This is a genomic window from Clostridium thailandense, from assembly GCF_019207025.1.
GTDB lineage: Bacteria > Bacillota > Clostridia > Clostridiales > Clostridiaceae > Clostridium_AM > Clostridium_AM thailandense.
This window is the reverse complement of record NZ_JAEEGC010000184.1, coordinates 1-16,750: the sequence shown is the minus strand read 5'-3', so window position 1 is coordinate 16,750 and position 16,750 is coordinate 1. Positions and strand designations below refer to the sequence as shown.

11 protein-coding genes and 1 pseudogene are annotated in these 16,750 nt (G+C 30.9%); 2 read left to right on the top strand and 10 right to left on the bottom strand.

All coding sequences use genetic code 11. The features are described 5' to 3' along the window. Positions 1 to 276: 276 nt before the first annotated feature. The 8 genes from I6U48_RS27040 to I6U48_RS27005 form a co-directional block, all read right to left on the bottom strand. Positions 277 to 1,173 carry a phosphate butyryltransferase gene (locus tag I6U48_RS27040; RefSeq protein WP_218323620.1) on the bottom strand — a complete coding sequence of 299 codons (897 nt, stop codon included), beginning with the start codon at positions 1,171 to 1,173 and terminating at the stop codon, positions 277 to 279. Between the two features lie 274 nt (positions 1,174 to 1,447). Then, positions 1,448 to 2,461, bottom strand: coding sequence for an alpha-hydroxy-acid oxidizing protein (locus I6U48_RS27035; protein WP_218323619.1), 1,014 nt, complete (start codon positions 2,459 to 2,461; stop codon positions 1,448 to 1,450). Positions 2,462 to 3,021: 560 nt separating this feature from the next. Continuing rightward, positions 3,022 to 3,477 (bottom strand): 2-thiouracil desulfurase family protein, encoded by a 456-nt coding sequence (locus I6U48_RS27030; protein WP_218323618.1) that lies wholly within the window; start codon positions 3,475 to 3,477, stop codon positions 3,022 to 3,024. A gap of 14 nt (positions 3,478 to 3,491) precedes the next feature. Beyond that, on the bottom strand, positions 3,492 to 5,849 hold the full coding sequence (locus I6U48_RS27025; RefSeq protein ID WP_218323617.1) for an endonuclease MutS2: 2,358 nt from the start codon (positions 5,847 to 5,849) through the stop codon (positions 3,492 to 3,494). A gap of 49 nt (positions 5,850 to 5,898) precedes the next feature. After that, positions 5,899 to 8,289 (bottom strand): U32 family peptidase, encoded by a 2,391-nt coding sequence (locus tag I6U48_RS27020; protein WP_218323616.1) that lies wholly within the window; start codon positions 8,287 to 8,289, stop codon positions 5,899 to 5,901. A gap of 250 nt (positions 8,290 to 8,539) precedes the next feature. Continuing rightward, a complete protein-coding gene (locus tag I6U48_RS27015) occupies positions 8,540 to 9,328 on the bottom strand; it encodes a DNRLRE domain-containing protein (RefSeq protein ID WP_218323615.1) in 789 nt (262 codons plus the stop codon). A 69-nt stretch (positions 9,329 to 9,397) separates the two neighbouring features. Further along, positions 9,398 to 9,682, bottom strand: coding sequence for a hypothetical protein (locus I6U48_RS27010; protein WP_218323614.1), 285 nt, complete (start codon positions 9,680 to 9,682; stop codon positions 9,398 to 9,400). Positions 9,683 to 9,902: 220 nt separating this feature from the next. Beyond that, on the bottom strand, positions 9,903 to 11,696 hold the full coding sequence (locus tag I6U48_RS27005; protein WP_218323613.1) for a tetratricopeptide repeat-containing glycosyltransferase family 2 protein: 1,794 nt from the start codon (positions 11,694 to 11,696) through the stop codon (positions 9,903 to 9,905). Between the two features lie 326 nt (positions 11,697 to 12,022). Here I6U48_RS27005 and I6U48_RS27000 point away from each other — a divergent pair, with 326 nt between their 5' ends. Both I6U48_RS27000 and I6U48_RS26995 read left to right on the top strand, forming a co-directional pair. Next, complete coding sequence (locus tag I6U48_RS27000; RefSeq protein ID WP_218323612.1) at positions 12,023 to 13,162, top strand: aminotransferase class V-fold PLP-dependent enzyme; 1,140 nt, start codon at positions 12,023 to 12,025, stop codon at positions 13,160 to 13,162. A gap of 68 nt (positions 13,163 to 13,230) precedes the next feature. Beyond that, positions 13,231 to 14,955, top strand: a complete 1,725-nt coding sequence (locus I6U48_RS26995) for a flavin monoamine oxidase family protein (RefSeq protein WP_218323611.1) — start codon at positions 13,231 to 13,233, stop codon at positions 14,953 to 14,955. A gap of 97 nt (positions 14,956 to 15,052) precedes the next feature. On the opposite strand, the gene I6U48_RS26990 is transcribed toward I6U48_RS26995, so the two are convergent. Further along, positions 15,053 to 16,126, bottom strand: a complete 1,074-nt coding sequence (locus tag I6U48_RS26990) for a glycosyltransferase (RefSeq protein WP_218323610.1) — start codon at positions 16,124 to 16,126, stop codon at positions 15,053 to 15,055. Positions 16,127 to 16,268: 142 nt separating this feature from the next. Beyond that, positions 16,269 to 16,750, bottom strand: a pseudogene (locus I6U48_RS26985) (hypothetical protein); the annotation flags it as partial.

Sequence of the window (16,750 nt, the reverse complement as noted above, 5' to 3'; positions counted from 1 at the left end):
CCCAAAACAGAAAGTTGATTTATACGCAGGGATATGTTTCCAAAGCTGAAGGCACATATAAAAACTTTTTAATCAATGTTGGCGAAGTATTTTAGAAAATCTTAGGACTTCTGATATGTTTGAGGTACGAGTTTATCAGATGTTCTTAGATTTTCAAAATACTAAGCTTTAGATTGATAAAAAGTTTTTATAGTGCTGAAGCTTGGAAACATATACCGGAGTATAAATAAACTTTCGTCCGTGTTTGCCTATATCTATAAAAATAATCCAGACACTTTATGAAATTACTGATCCAAGTGCTATTGAATAAAGCTTTGATTCAGCACTATCAGCTCTTGATACTAGAACTACGGGACACTTTGCTCCCATAATAACACCTGCACTTTGTGCCTTTGCAAAATAAGTCATTGATTTTCCTAAGAAATTTCCTGATTCAATATTTGGAACTAAAAGTATATCTGCATCTCCAGCAACATCACTTACAATTCCTTTATGTTCTGCAGCTATTTTCGATATAGCATTATCTAAGCCTAAAGGACCATCAATTATACATTCTTTTATTTGACCTCTTTTATTCATCTGACTAAGCACAGATGCATCTAAAGTTGCCTGCATTCCTGGATTTACTACCTCTACAGCACAGATCGGTGCTATTTTAGGTACAGGGATATCTAATTTATGTGTTACTTTAATAGCATTATTTATAATACCTATTTTATCTTCTAAAGTAGGATATGGTACCATACCTCCATCTGTTAAGAAAATAAGCTTATGATATGTAGGAACTTCGTATACCATAACATGAGAAAGTAATCCTTTGCCTCTTAAACCTGCCTCTTTATTTAAAACTGCTTTTAATAAATCTGCTGTTCCTAACATACCTTTCATTATGTAGTGTGCCTGCCCACATGCTACAAATTCAACAGCCTTTGCTGCAGCTTTTAGTACATTCTTTTCGTCTACAATTTTTATGTTATCTAAGCATAGATCGCTTTCTTTAGCTATCTCTTTTATTTTATTTTCGTCACCAACTAAAATCGCATCTACTATTCCAAGTTTAACAGCTTCAGTAACCGCACTTAGGACTTCCTTATCCTGAGCCACTGCTACAGACAAAGTCTTTTTCTCTTTTGATTTAGCTAAACTCAAAATTTCGTCTAACTTTTTCACCATAATTTCTCCTCCTAAAATTATATTAATCTTTTCCAAAAAAACTGTGCCTCAATATTTAGAAAATCAAATATTCTAAATATTTTGTACACCACACTAATTATATCACCAGCATATGCTATTTACAATGCATAGTTATATTGCTAAAGATTTAAAACTTTTATAATTAACACACATTTATTATAAAATATAATAGCTTTTACATTAAAACCTAATAATTTAGACAGTAAAAAAACAAGAGTTAAACTATTTAACTCTAACTCTTGTTTATCTATCACTAATATAAAATTCTATCACTAACGTCTTTTACACTCTTACATCCTGTCAATACCATAGCTGATTTCAACTCGCTTTTTAGGCTATCTATATAAAGCTTAACGCCCTCTTGCTGTCCACCAAAGGATGCTGTTACAAATGGTCTTCCGACTAATACTGCATCAGCTCCTAATGCCAATAGTTTAAGAACATCTACACCAGTTCTAACTCCACCATCTGCAAGTATTGTAACTTTTCCTTTAACTGCTTGAGCTATTTCTGGAAGTACATCTGCAATTCCTGGAGTTTGGTCTAACACTCTTCCTCCATGGTTAGATACTACAATTGCATCAACACCAGCTTTAACAGCAAGTTCTGCTTCATCCGCTGTCATTATTCCTTTTAATATGAAAGGAAGTTTTGTGCTATCTACAATTTCTTTGATCTCCTCCACAGTCTTAGGTCCAACTGGCTTTCCGTGAAGTGCTAAAGTTATAAGACCTGCGGCATCAATATCCATTCCAACAGCAAAAGCTCCTGCTTCTTCTGCAAGTTTAATTTTCTTTATTACATTACTGTTTTCCCAAGGCTTTATTATAGCAATTCCTTCTCCATTAAACTTTTTTAATTGATCTAGATTTGTTATAAGGAATGAATCTACAGCAGTATCTCCTACCATAGGATAAATACCAGCATCTAAACATCCTCCGATTACCCAGGATATGTACTCCTCTTCTGTAAACTTACCACCCATATTTAATGTAGTTCCTGATACAGGCGCTGCAAATACTGGAACTTCCATCTTTTTGCCGAACAATTCAATTGAAGTATCAGGATTTTTAGCATCATGTATAACTCTCATATTTAATTTATATGAGTCTAAGGATTCTACATTGGCTAAAAAAGCATCACCTGTTCCTTTTCCACCCATGCCTGGTACCTCTCCTGAACAAGCTTTACCATTGCATACTGGACATACTCTACAGCTTCCATTTAAATTCTCACGGGCATTTTTTAATACTTCTTTGTAATTCATTTGTTTCTCCCCCTTCTTAATTATTTATAAATAGCGTATACCATTTACAAATATCATTAGTTATTTAGTCTTATGATATTAATTATAGTTTATTAATTTTAAATCTCAACAGTTATTTTAAAATTGTACTACATATATACTCATACCGAATATACTCATATCGAAAAGTAGACTTATATAGATAACCAAAACAGACACTTAACTTATAAAAAATATTTATTGGTAACAGTTAACACAACTTAAATATTTTTTTAGAGGACAGAGGACAATTGACATAGGACAGTAAAGGAGGATTTTTCTCCGCAACACTACGAAAAATCTTTAATTTAAAAGAAATTTCTACTTTCTGAGTATTTGAATAAGCTATGTTTTACACTCACAAAACAAGCCTAAAAAATAAATTAGCTTTCTGACGTAAGGAAGAAAACTTACCTTCACTGTCCTATGTCCTTTGTCAATTGTCCTCTAGAAATATGTTTGCATCTCCCAATTATTACCGATAATTCTCATAGTATAAGTTAACTGTCGGCCGTGGTTCTCTATATAATCAAATTAAGAATTTACAAATTGCTAATTTCATCTTCTTCAGTATATATCTTAATTCCATTTCTCCTTAAAAGCTCTGCGGTTACACCATTTCCTTTTACTTTACTTCCCGTAAAAGTTCCATCATAAATCTTACCAAATCCACAGGAAGGACTTCTTGCTTTTAAAACGGCGACTTTAGCACCACATTCTTTTGCTATCCTAAGAGTCTCATTTGCTCCTCTTAGGAACTCTTCTGTAGCATCATCACCCTCTGGACCCAAGATTCTATCATTACCGTCCAATACACCTGCCCCAGTTCCATTACATATTTCATGTGCAGCTCTAGGAGTACTTTGCCCCCCTAACTGCTCCGGACAAACAGGTATAGCTTTTCCTTCTCTTAGAAGCTTCAATACTCTTTCGTCCAAATTATTTCCACCATCATACTTAGTATTGATTCCACATAAACAAGCACTCACCAAAATCATATTAACACCTCTTTTTATTTCAACTCTACAACTGTAACCCCTGTTCCACCTTCACCATATTCTCCTAATCTGTAATTCTTAACATGAGTGTGTCTTTTAAGCATATCATTCATTGCATTTCTAAGAACTCCCGTACCTTTACCATGAATAATAGTAACTTCCTTTAAACCACCCATATAAGCATCATCTAAATATTTATCTACAGTATAAGATGCTTCTATTGAATCCATCCCCCTTAAATCTACAGAAGTTGGAACAGCTCTTAAATTTAATTTTGTTTCTCTTTTTACCATCTTTTTTTCTGATTTTGATTGACCTTTAGAAGCCCTTAGATCTTTAAACTTAACATTTATTTTCATAATACCTGCCTGAACTTGAACTTCTCCTTTGTTATCAGGCTTTGATAGCACAATAACCTTTTGATTTAAGGAAGGTAAGAAAACTTCTTCTCCTTCCTTTACAGATTTTAATTCTTCTCCAGAATCTTCATTATTATTTATTTTATCCTCAGTGTTTTCAAGCTTTTCTTTAAGTTTTCTTCTTCTCTCCTCTAACTTTTGTCTTACATCTGAAGCATATCCCATTCTCTCAAGCTCTCTCATTTCCTTAAGAATTTGATCTGATTCTTCCTTAGCTTCTTTGATGATTTTTTTAGCTTCTCTCTGCGCTTCAATTAAAGCTTTTTCCCTTGCATTATTTAGGCTATACATTTTTTCTTCATACTTGTCTTTTATTTTTGCAGCTTCAAACTTTAATATTTCTGTTTCTCTTGCATAATTTTCAGCCTTAATACTTTTATCTTGAAGATTCTGTATTAAATCTTCAAATTTGAGTGCCTCACTAGCAATACTTTCTTTTGCATCACCTATTATAAACTCTGGTAACCCTAGTCTCTTTGATATCTCAAAGGCATTGGATTTTCCTGGGACTCCAATTAAAAGTCTATATGTAGGTCTTAGGGTTTCAACATCAAATTCAACAGAAGCATTTTCAACAGCTTCCGTTTTTAAAGCATATACCTTAAGTTCACTATAATGAGTCGTAGCTACTATCCTGCATCCTCTTTTTTTCAGGTGCTCTAATATGGATACTGCTAATGCTGCCCCCTCTGTAGGGTCAGTTCCTGCACCAAGCTCATCAAATAGTATCAATGATTTATTATCTGCTTTATTTATGATATTTACTATATTAGTCATATGGGATGAAAAGGTTGACAAACTTTGTTCAATGCTTTGCTCATCCCCTATATCTGCAAATACTTCTTTAAAGAAACTTACAGTAGAGTTTTCTCTAGCTGGTATCATAAGACCGCTTAACGCCATAATGTGTAAAAGGCCTACTGTCTTTAAAGTAACTGTTTTTCCACCAGTGTTAGGACCTGTTATAACCAAAGAAGTAAATTCTCTTCCTAAATACATGCTCATTGGCACTGCTATTTTCCTATCAATAAGAGGATGCTTTGCTTCAATAATATCAACAATTCCTTCATCATTAATTATTGGTGCCGTACAATTTAATTCACTAGCATACTTAGCCTTTGCAAAAATGAAATCAAGTTCCCATACAATATTAGCGTTATTCTTAACTGCTGTTATATTATCATAAACTTTGCCTGAAAGCTCAGCTAAGATTCTATCTATTTCTGCTTTTTCTTTAAGCATAAGCTCTTTAATTTCATTATTTAAATTAACTAAACTCATAGGTTCAATATATAGTGTAGCACCACTGGAACTTTGGTCATGAACAAGACCAGGTACTGATCCTTTATGCTCTGTTCTAACAGGAAGAACATATCGATCTCCTCTCATAGTATACAGGTTATCTTGAAGATACGCTGAATAGCTTCTTATAAGAGAGTTGACTTTTTCTCTTACTGATGCATTCTTATCCTTTAGTGATTTTCTTATATTATAAAGCGTAGAGCTAGCTCTATCGGAAATTTCATCTTCACTCTCTATTGCTATAAATATTTGTTCCTCAAGATTTTTTAGCGGTACAATCCCCTGACATATATCTTCTATCACTCTAAAAGACTCTTCCTCTTCCTTGTGAGATATGTAGTCTATAAACTTCCTTGAAGTCCTAAGTACTGCCGCTATTTTTAATAGTTGACCTGGCATCAGGGTAGATCCCTTCTCTGCCATACTTATTCCACTTCTAATGTCATGAACTCCTTCAAAGGGTGGAGTTCCTTTAGTAACTAGTAATTTAAAGGCTTCCTTTGTTTCCTCCAAATGTTCCTTTGCCTCATATATGTTATCATATGGTCTTAGAATATCTACTAAATCTTTACCTGCACTAGTAACATTATATTTCTTTAATTTTTCCTTTATTTTATTAAACTCTAAAATTTTTAAAGCTCTATCATTCATATTAAATAACCACCTTTTCATCAAAAGCTATGCTATACAAAAATATTTATTATTCTATACCCCTTTTGTAGTGCCCTCTTGTAAATTTGCTAAAATCCTCTTCCCATTTTTCTTTTTTAAAAGATTCTAAAACTCTTTTAGCTTGATGATAATTTTCATCAATAAAATCAATTCTATAAGATTCTATTCCCATTGACTTTAATTCCTTAAGATTAGATATTAAGTTTGTAGGAACACTATTATAAATATAACTTCTGCAAAACTTATCAGTTTTTAGAATAAATTCTTCTCCTTTTCTATCTTCTAAGACAAACTCATCTCTTCTACAAACCCCATTACATTCCTTACACGTATTCTTACCACCAAAAACACTTCCAATAGGACAATACTCACTTATCATAAGCTCAACTTTTCCATAAGCTAACACCTGCATAGAAGATTTGCACTTTTTTAATATATCCAGTATCTCTTTTCTATTTAATTCAACACTTAGACAGTTTCCACATAAAAATTTATTGTAAAAACTTAAGGCAGAGCTATTAAATATATTTAGCTTATAATCTCCTAAAATATTTGTTTTCTCATTAAACTTATTAATTATTCCTAAATTAGCAGTTATTATTCCTTCTATATCAGGAATATTTTCTTCTATATAATTACATACATAATTGAATTCTGATTTTACTATATTAGGAATTTTTAAAAACACCTTTCTAGCTTTTAGCATTTCTAAATAATTCAAATTTAAGTTAGAAAACGGATTAACAACCGCGTGTTGAAAATCTGATTCAAGAAATGCATTAATATGTTCCTCACTGTTCAAAAATACCATGGTATCAGGAAATTTCAATTTATCCATCCTAGTATTGATTTCCAATCCGTTATTATGATTTTCTTTTAAGATAATTTTACTTTTCTCTGATTTTGTCAAGGAATCTTTAGTATCATTAACTAATATATACTCCTCTATCTTACCTAATAATTTTCTTCGTACTTCATTTATAGCTGATACAGGTAAAAATCCCTCTTCAAATTTCACAAACTCTACATCTGAAAATTTAAATGGGATATCTCCAGTTTTACTTAAGCTTTCAACAATTCTCTCCTCATTTAAAGGTCTTTTAATAGCTTCTTTAACAATTTCACCTTCTACTTCAAAAACATTGCTTTTGTATACTGTAGATAATTTTATTGGCTCATTAAGTTTAAATTTAACCTTAAGTTTTAAATTTATTTTTCTTTCAAAGGCATTTTTATAAAATGCTTCCAGCTTTTTTAAAAGCTTAAAATCTGAAGTTTTGTGTAAAGTATCTCCATTTTTATATTCACCAGGTAGTAACTTTACTTTTTCTCCTTTAAAAGCATCTTCAACTTCTTTTCCATTCTTCAGTATCTTTGAAACAGTAAAACCACCATCACCATTTCTAACTCCATCTTTTATAGATATGTTTTCTTTTAAAACTAATGTTAAATCCTTTTGAATCCTCCCAAGTTCAATTCCTGTATTTTTAGGAAATGAGTAGGCCATCATATCTTTCCCAATATTACCGAACAGATACGCTTTAGAAAACCCTTCCCTATTAAATAATTGCATAAGTTTTTTCTTTTCATCTTCTAAATTAAAATTGTTACTAGGCATATTTTTATAGTATTCATCAATTGCTTTTCTATATACTTGAACTACTCCAGCTACATATTCCGGCCTTTTCATCCTTCCTTCTATTTTTAATGAAGCTGTACCACTTTCAATTATTTCTTTTATATTTTCTACGGTACATATATCTTTAGGGCTCAATATGTAACCCTTTTTCTCAGACATGCTTTTTTTACCAATAATTGTATACGGGAGTCTGCAAGGCTGTGCACACCTTCCCCTGTTACCACTTCTACCACCAATCATACTACTCATTAAGCATTGACCCGAATAACAAATACAAAGTGCTCCATGAATAAATATTTCTGTTTCTACTCCTAAATCTTTGGATATATATCTTATTTCATCTATTGAGAGTTCTCTTGAAAGAACTATTCTTTCAAATCCAAGGTTTTTTAAGAGTAAAGCCCCGTCACCGTTATGAACTGTCATTTGAGTAGAAGCATGCAATTCAAAATCTGGCAATTGACTTTTAACTAAACTTGCAAATCCAATATCTTGTACTATGATAGCATCAACACCAATTTCATATAGAAATTTAGCATATTTCAGTGCTTCATCTATTTCACTTTCCTTTAGAATAGTATTTATAGTTATGTATATCTTAACATTATATAAATGACAGTACTTAACTGCTTTAATCATATTTTCATCATCAAAGTTCGATGCATATGCCCTAGCAGAAAACTTGTTTCCTCCTAAATACACTGCATCAGCTCCTGCCTGTACCGCTGCATATAAACTTTCTATACTTCCTGCAGGTGCTAGCAGTTCTATTGTTTTCATATTATATCTCTCCTATTTCAAAATTACATACTTTTCGCCATACGTTTTTTATTATACAGTATATTATTAGCTTTTAAAACCATTTTCAAACTTATTAAACATTAAAAGAATACTGGATATATGTATGTTATAAACTTCACCTAAATCAAGAAACTATTAGAAAATAAAAAACAACTAACTTTAAAGTATTAATTTTAAGTTAGTTGTTTACTTTATTATATATAAATTATAAGTATAAAACTTTATATCATTAATCTCTATATGCTCCATATAGAGTCATCTCCTCCTGATCTCCATTACTTTCTTTTGGTATTACAGCAATATTATATGTTTTATCTATATGCTTTGGACTATCAGATGGATTAACATATTCATCTGCCACATAGTAGTTGTCTTTATTTCCATTTTGCCTAGTTACTTGGAGATTTACAACTGAATCATACGTGGAGTGTGCTCCTACAGTTCCTATAACTCTTACCTCTCTTATTGTAGCATTATTTTTATTAGGATCTTCCTCACACTTTACTTTTTTCTTTTCATAATTTACGTTTATAAAAGGTATAGTATATTCATCTTTGCTCTTTGAGGAACCGAAATTTGCAACAACTTTTTTATTTTTTTCATAATATAAAGCAATACCTTTATTTATTAACTTATTTTCTACCCACAATGAAATAATAGGATTAATATTCACTGTTACTGCCACTTTTGAAGTTAAGGGATAAAAATTTTTTTTAATATAAAATATTACATCTGGCTGATTTTTATAACTTGTATAGCTGCTAAAGTAGTCACAAAGCGGACTTATAGAAAATATTTTATCACAATCACAATAAAAATCATCAGTTTTAAACAATACAAGTTCTGCACTTAATATTAAAGCATCACAAGGTATTGAAGAAATGTCGAAAAACAAATAGCTGTAGTACTTATATGTTCCATCACAACCTACTGCTATTGTGTCTCCATTTAGACTTTTACTAGGATATTTAGTTGTTATTGTAAGACTCTTAGTAGCCGGAATTATAACACTAGCCATTCCATAACCTCCAATACTTTAATAAAACAGTTGGAGGTTTATAACTCCAACTGTAAAAAACTATACCTATTATGCTATTATGCTCCAGCCTGAAATGTCTGTTCCTACAATAGTAGCCGTTACAGCTTCGGTTCCACTTAGTTGAGGTATAATAGGCATATATACAGTATCTGTAACAGCTGTAATAACTGTATAAGCATATTGTTTAGCCAAATAATATCCTTCAGTGCTGTTATCAGCTCTAGTAACTACTATTTGTACTCCTAAATCTAAAGTTGCAGCAGGTGCAGTACCTGAAAGTACATACTGTTGAAGAGTAGCTGTTTGAGGTGTATCAAAATCTAAAGTAGCCATATATATCAACTCCTAATTTTTAATCTTTAGAAGGGATTTTCATATCCCTACTTTAAATTATGCACTTTTTAAAATTATGTGATTAAATATTTATTATATATAAGACCTCTTGCACTACAAGTTATTTTTAGACTAAAAATTTTATGTTTTTCTATACATTTAAAAAGAGAAGCTATTTTAAATAATTTAATTATTTTAAAACACCTCTCTCTTCTTATTTCTATACTTCCTTATAGATTAAAATTAACTTCATCATTTCAAGAGCTTCTATATCTATTTTTTCGTATATTTTTATTGACCTTATAAATTCCTTATATGCAAATTCAAAATACCCTCTTCTATAATATAGCTTTCCTAGCAATAATAGTATACTATCATCATTAATAAGATTTAGGAGTTGTACTGCTTTTTTAAATTCATCAAAACTATTTGATTTCAAAATCATTTCTAATAAATCAAATATTGGAATTAAAAATTCAACAGAATCTTCCTTATCCTCTGAAATTGGACTATATTTATTTCCTTGCATTATATCTTTAAATGTCTTATAAACTGCAGTTTTCTCATTTTCATTGAATTTTTTAGTTATATCTAATAAGCTATCTGCATGATTATATTGATTATTAAATATTTCACACAATATGCTGTAATAAATAGAATTATTATAAAAATTCCCTATTTCAACTTTAGATAAACTGTCTAATGCTTCTTTAAATCTTCTCTGATAAAATAATAAGACTCCTTTATAATAATTTACTTTTGCTGAATTTATTTTATACTTTTCTGCTTTCTCTGCATATTTATAAGCAACATCAAACTTATCTTTATTATAAAATATATCTGATAACAATAAATTGGTATTTTCATCTACAGTTCCATTAAAATAGTTTGTAAGTTTTAACTCTATTTCATCTACAGAAAATTTTTTTATGAACATTATTTGAGATATTTTAAGAATAGCTTCAGTAAACTTACAATTCAATTTTAACGCTTTATCCAAGTATTTATAGGACTCATCATAATTTTCCATATCAAAATAAATTGCTCCTAGCAAGTAATATACTCTATAACTTCCAACGCCTGAAAGATCTCTGAATACTGCTGGTGGTTCACCCATATCTATACACTTATTAAGGGCTTCAATAGCCATATCATATTTTTTTCTGTTATAAAATACCATTGCTCTACGAAATTCTAGCTCAGTAAATTCAGGATAATACTTTAATCCCTCATTTATTAATTCAATTTCTTCCTTAAATTCACCTAAAACTTCATAGCAATAAATCATTTTCAATATAAGTTTAGAATTAAATGCTACTAAATCAGGATTAAAATCTTCATAGCTTTTCTTATAATAATTTAATGCTTCTGAAAAGTTTCCTAGTGCCATATATTCTGTACCCATATTATAAAGCATAAAACTATCTTTAGGATTATCCTCTAGTGTTTTTTTAATGATTTGCATATTTCTTTTCCTTTTATTTTTCACTTCTACAGTTTTATTTAAATAACCATAGTGATAAAATCTTACGTCTACTAATCGTGCATTATTTTTATTTTCAAATATAATTTGTTCATGGATATCTCCTTTAAACTTAATTCCTTTTCCGTTTTTAATAAATCTTACATTTAAATTTGTATATATGTCAGAACCTGGAGCATCTCCAACATAACTTAAGGTTTCTCCAAAATAAACATCTACATCACTGTTTTTATCATTAACTAAATGAATTACTTTATCTTTATCATCTTCTTTAAGCTCATCATCAGCATCCATAATTAAAATCCAATCCTTCGAAGCCTTTTGGAGAGAAAAATTTCTTGCATTAGCAAAACTGTCATCCCATTTATAAAGTAGCACCTTTGCCCCGTAGCTCTCAGCAATTTCAACTGTAGAATCTGTAGAGCCAGTGTCCACAATTATTATTTCATCCACAATGTCTTTTACACTTTCAAGACATCGTGGTAAATTTTTTTCTTCATTTTTAACAATCATACATAACCCTAACGTCAACTAAATAGCCTCCTTTTTCTATAGTACATAATCCCAAATGCATATTAAACTTTCAATTTCTATATTATGATATGTAAATAATATTAATATGGTAATTAAAATTATTTGTTTTGAATTTATAGGCTATATATGACTTAAAATTTCTGTCCGTTAATATTACGCAATTTTTTATATTTCTATAAACACTCACAAGACTTTGCTATTTTGAATATTATGTATAATAAGAAATAACATTCTCACTTTTGATTTCATGATTTATATTTCTTATTGTAATATACTGCATAATATTTATTTAAGTTATAAATTTAATAAGGAGGCTTACCTATATGATTTACTTAGATAATGCAGCTACATCCTTTCCAAAACCATCACAAGTTTATGAAGAAGTTCTAAATTGTATGGAAAACTATGCTGCCAATCCAGGACGAAGTTCCCATGATATGTCCGTAAAAGCAGCTTTAAAAATCATGGAAACGCGAGAAGAAATATGTCAATTTTTCAATATTCCTAGCCCTTTTAACTTAATTTTTACAAGCAATGCTACAGAAGGATTAAATGTAGGAATTAAAGGCGCTCTAGAAAAAGGAGATCATGTCATTAGTACCGTAATTGAACACAATTCTGTTTTAAGGCCCCTTCATTCGCTGAGTGAAAAAGGTATAGATGTGACTTTAGTAGGCGTTGATAAAGCCGGGTATGTAAATATTAATGATATTCAGGAAACAATAAAGAAAAATACAAAAATGATTATAATTAATCATGCATCAAATGTACTTGGAAGCATTCAAGACATTGATATTATAGGTAAGATTGCTAAAGAAAATGACATTTTGTTCATGGTAGATGCATCTCAAAGTGCCGGGTCTGTTCCTATTGATGTGGAAAGTTCTCATATTGATCTATTAGCTTTTCCTGGACATAAAGGATTGTTCGGTCCACAAGGAACAGGAGGTTTATTTATACGAGATGGCGTAAAATTAAAGAATTTTAAAGAAGGTGGAACAGGAAGTAATTCTCACTTTATGGTTCAACCAGATTTTGTACCGGATCAGTTTGAAAGTGGAACACTGAATACACCAGGTATCGCTGGTCTATGCGAAGGTATAAAATTCATTAAGAAAGTTGGAACAGCTAACATCCAAAAATGTGAAGAAGAATTAACATCACATTTATTGGAAGAACTAAAAAAGCTCTCTTATGTAAAAGTTTATGGAAGTCATTCTATAAGTCATAGAACCGCGGTTATTTCCTTTAATATAGATGAAATAGATGCCTCTATTGTTGGAGAAAAATTGAATGATATGGGAATTGCTGTGCGAACAGGCTACCATTGTGCACCTTTAATACATGATGTGATTGGTACGGAACATGCTGGTACAGTTAGAGTAAGCCCTGGGTATTTTAATACTTCTGAAGATATAGAAAAACTAGTTGAAGCACTCATGAAGATTTACAAAGTAAGATAATATAAAGTTAAGGATGCAGTACATATATAATTATATATGTAATAAAAAAACATTAGGATGTGAAAGTTATGAATTCCTGTAATAATTTAAACTATCCTTATCAAATAAACAATCCTAGTGACTGTGAACGATACGAGATGCTTAAATATATACTTAAGATGCAGAACAGATCAGAAGATCTAAATAATATAATAGATTTAATGAGTCCACCAGAAGATATAACAAAAATTTGTCTAATGGAGTGTGCTAAAAACATTAAAGTAGCTGTAATCGGAGCTGGAGAGGCTGGATTAGCTGCTGCTTTTGAACTTAGAAAAATAGGTTGTAGCGTTACTTTATTTGAGGCAAGCCATCGAATAGGAGGAAGGATATATACTCATTACTTTAATAGAAACAAAAAACATTTTGGCGAATTTGGAGCAATGAGTATACCAGTGTCTCATGAGACTACCTGGCACTATATAAATCTTTTTAAACTTGATACAAGTCCTTTTGTAAGTCATAACGATAATGCTCTGTTTTATGTTAAAGGTGAACGAGCAGTTAATGATGCTAAAGGTAAAAGCGTGGAAAGTAATATATATCCTAAGTTTAATTTGAGCCAAATTGAGAAAAAGAAAGCATGGTTTGAACTCCAAGAAAAGTTATATAAAAAATATTTAGGTTCTCTTCCATTAGAATTAAGGAAGGAATTAATCCAAGTCAAGTCTGAGTATTCAAAGAGTATAACAGAAATAGATAAACTAAGTTATAGAAATGCATATGAGAATGCAGATATTAGTCAGGACATGATATCAATGCTAGGATATTTGGAAGGCAAGGAACAGTTTTTTAGTTTAAGTCTTACTGAAATGCTTCAGCAATATTATACAGCAGATTTTGAATATAATTATCGTATTACCGATGGCATGATTAATTTACCTTATTCCTTATATGAAGCACTTTGTGATAAAAACGAAGAAGCTTATAAAGGTATTGGTAAGGAACAACTAGGAAAAATAGAAATAAAAATGGGTTCACCTGTTAGTGGAATATATAATTCTTCATCAGAAGATAAAGTTATACTTAAATGCAAAGATAGTGGAAATAATAAAGAAACATTGGAAGAATTCGATTATGTAATATGTGCTATACCATTCTCAAGTCTAAGAAGAATTGAAATAAAACCTCTTCTTACAAACACTAAGATGCAGGCTATAAATGAAATGAACTATGAAATAGCACACAAAATATATCTATATCTCAAAGAAAGGTTTTGGGAAATGGGTAGTACATCAAAAAAGATATTAGGTGGATGTTCTTTTACAGATCTTCCATTAGTTGCAATCTATTACCCATCAGATCATGCAAAACCTGTACCAGATAAATGCGGAAAATGGACATTAAAATCTGTCGAAAGTTCTGATGAAGCAGGTGTATTACTTGCTACTTACAGCTGGTGTCAGAACGCAGTGAGATTAGGTAATGAAAGCCCTGAATTACAGATTAGTGATGTTATAAAATATATAGAAAAAATCCATGAGCTTCCTCCTCATTATATTGATGACAATCTTATTGACTATAAGTCATTGATCTGGTCTGATGTACAATATATATGGGCTGCAGGAGCACTATCAAAACCAGAGGATAAAACACTTTTTTCTTATTCTGTAACTGTTCCTGAAATGGAAAATAAATTATTTTTCGCAGGAGAGCATATCTCACAAAAACATGTTTCTCAACAAGGAGCTCTTCAAAGTGGAATGATTGCTGCTAACGAAGTAGCAAAGCAGATAAAGAATAATGAAGTTTAAATATACTCTAATTACAATTAAATTTAATTTTTTCTCTTAGAAAAGTAAAAAAACGGGTTCCAAGTGGCCCGTTTTTCGCTTTATATTGATTGAGTTATCAATTGAAACCTAGACTTTTAAAGTATTTTTTGTTATACAATATCCTTTCATCATTAGGTACAAATTGGCTAGCGATTTCATTATGCTCATATGCCAATTTGCGATTGCCTAACCTATCATAGCAAACACACAATTGTAAATGAGGTAACCATGTCCAACAGGACTCATTAAAAAAACCCCAACTATCTTTAGGCTTCTCAAGCTTTGTAGCCATTTCATACCAAAAAGCTGCATTATTGAATTTGTTTTCTTTTAAAAAAGAGAATCCAAGGTTACAGCATGCCTCAGCTCTTGGTGTATCATATTCAAAGCTTTTAAAACTATACTTTCGAGCCTCTTCTTCTTTATTAATTGATTGATAATACTCATGTAGCTTTCCACAAACTCGAATATTATCTTCGCTCCAGCCTTGTTTTGAATCTAAAAACTCATTATAATATTTTATAGCTTCTTCAAACATTTGATGGTCATATAATTCATTTCCATAATAAAGTGTATCTCTAGGAGTAAATTCCGCTCTCTTTTTTAATTTATTTTGATAAATTTCGAGGTTCCGTTTAGGAGTATATTTTATCTTTTTATGGGTTACGCTAATTTCACTATTAATTATATTTCCATATACAGATAAATATTCATGAACAAAACCAATCCATTTAAAGTTATTAGTTCTTTTAACTAATCTGTTACGTCTGTAACTTAAGCTTACATTTCCATATTTATCTACACCTAAATTATATTTCATAGTTACAGAGTCTACAGAAGGATCTAAATTTTCTTTTAGCAATTTAAAACTTTCTACATCTTCAGGAAGTAAAACATCATCTGCATCCAGCCAAAGAATATAGTCTTGAGTGGCTTTACTAAAAGAAAAATTTCTTGCAGCAGAAAAATCATCAATCCACTGAAAGTCATAAATTTTAGACGTAAATTTCTCAACCAGTTCCTTTGTTTTATCATTGGAGCCAGTATCAACAATTATTATCTCATCAACCAAGTCCTTTAATGACTCTAAGCAGCGTTCTATTGTGTCTTCTTCATTTTTCACTATCATACAAAGGCTAATAGTTATCATATAATCACCTTTTCAAAATTTATTACAGTATATAATATGGAACTAAAAAAATAATGATACAGGTCATTTATTTTATAGAGCCTTCTGCATTAGAGCAGAAGGCCATTAATATAATTTTATCACTGCAACAACAGTTTCATTTTTAGAAGGATATGATGTTTAAATTAATATTATTTCCCGTAGCTGCTGAAGTAACATTAACAGCTGTTGTTACAATAACTCTAATACTATAGGTGGAAGCAGCTGAGGTAGTAGGAACTGTATCTACATACGTGCTTGATATTGGAAGCCTTTGATTACCTGCAGCTGTTCCAAGTCTATTATTTTGTCTAGTATTAATTAGAGTTCCATCTCTATATAATCTTACCTCATATGCAACGGACCAGTTTGCAGTAACAATAAAATTTATAGCAAGAGCATAATCAATTTTAAGATTTTGACCTGCAGTAACACTTAGAGTAACACTCGCAACTGTCACCTCTGTATTTAGCGGTGGATAAACAGAGATTGGTCCGGCTGCATTATTAAAAGATAAAGCCGGTGCGCCGGTCGCTCCGGTTGCTCCAGTATCTCCTGTTGCTCCTGTTGCCCCAGTATCTCCTGTTGCTCCGGTTGCCCCGGTAT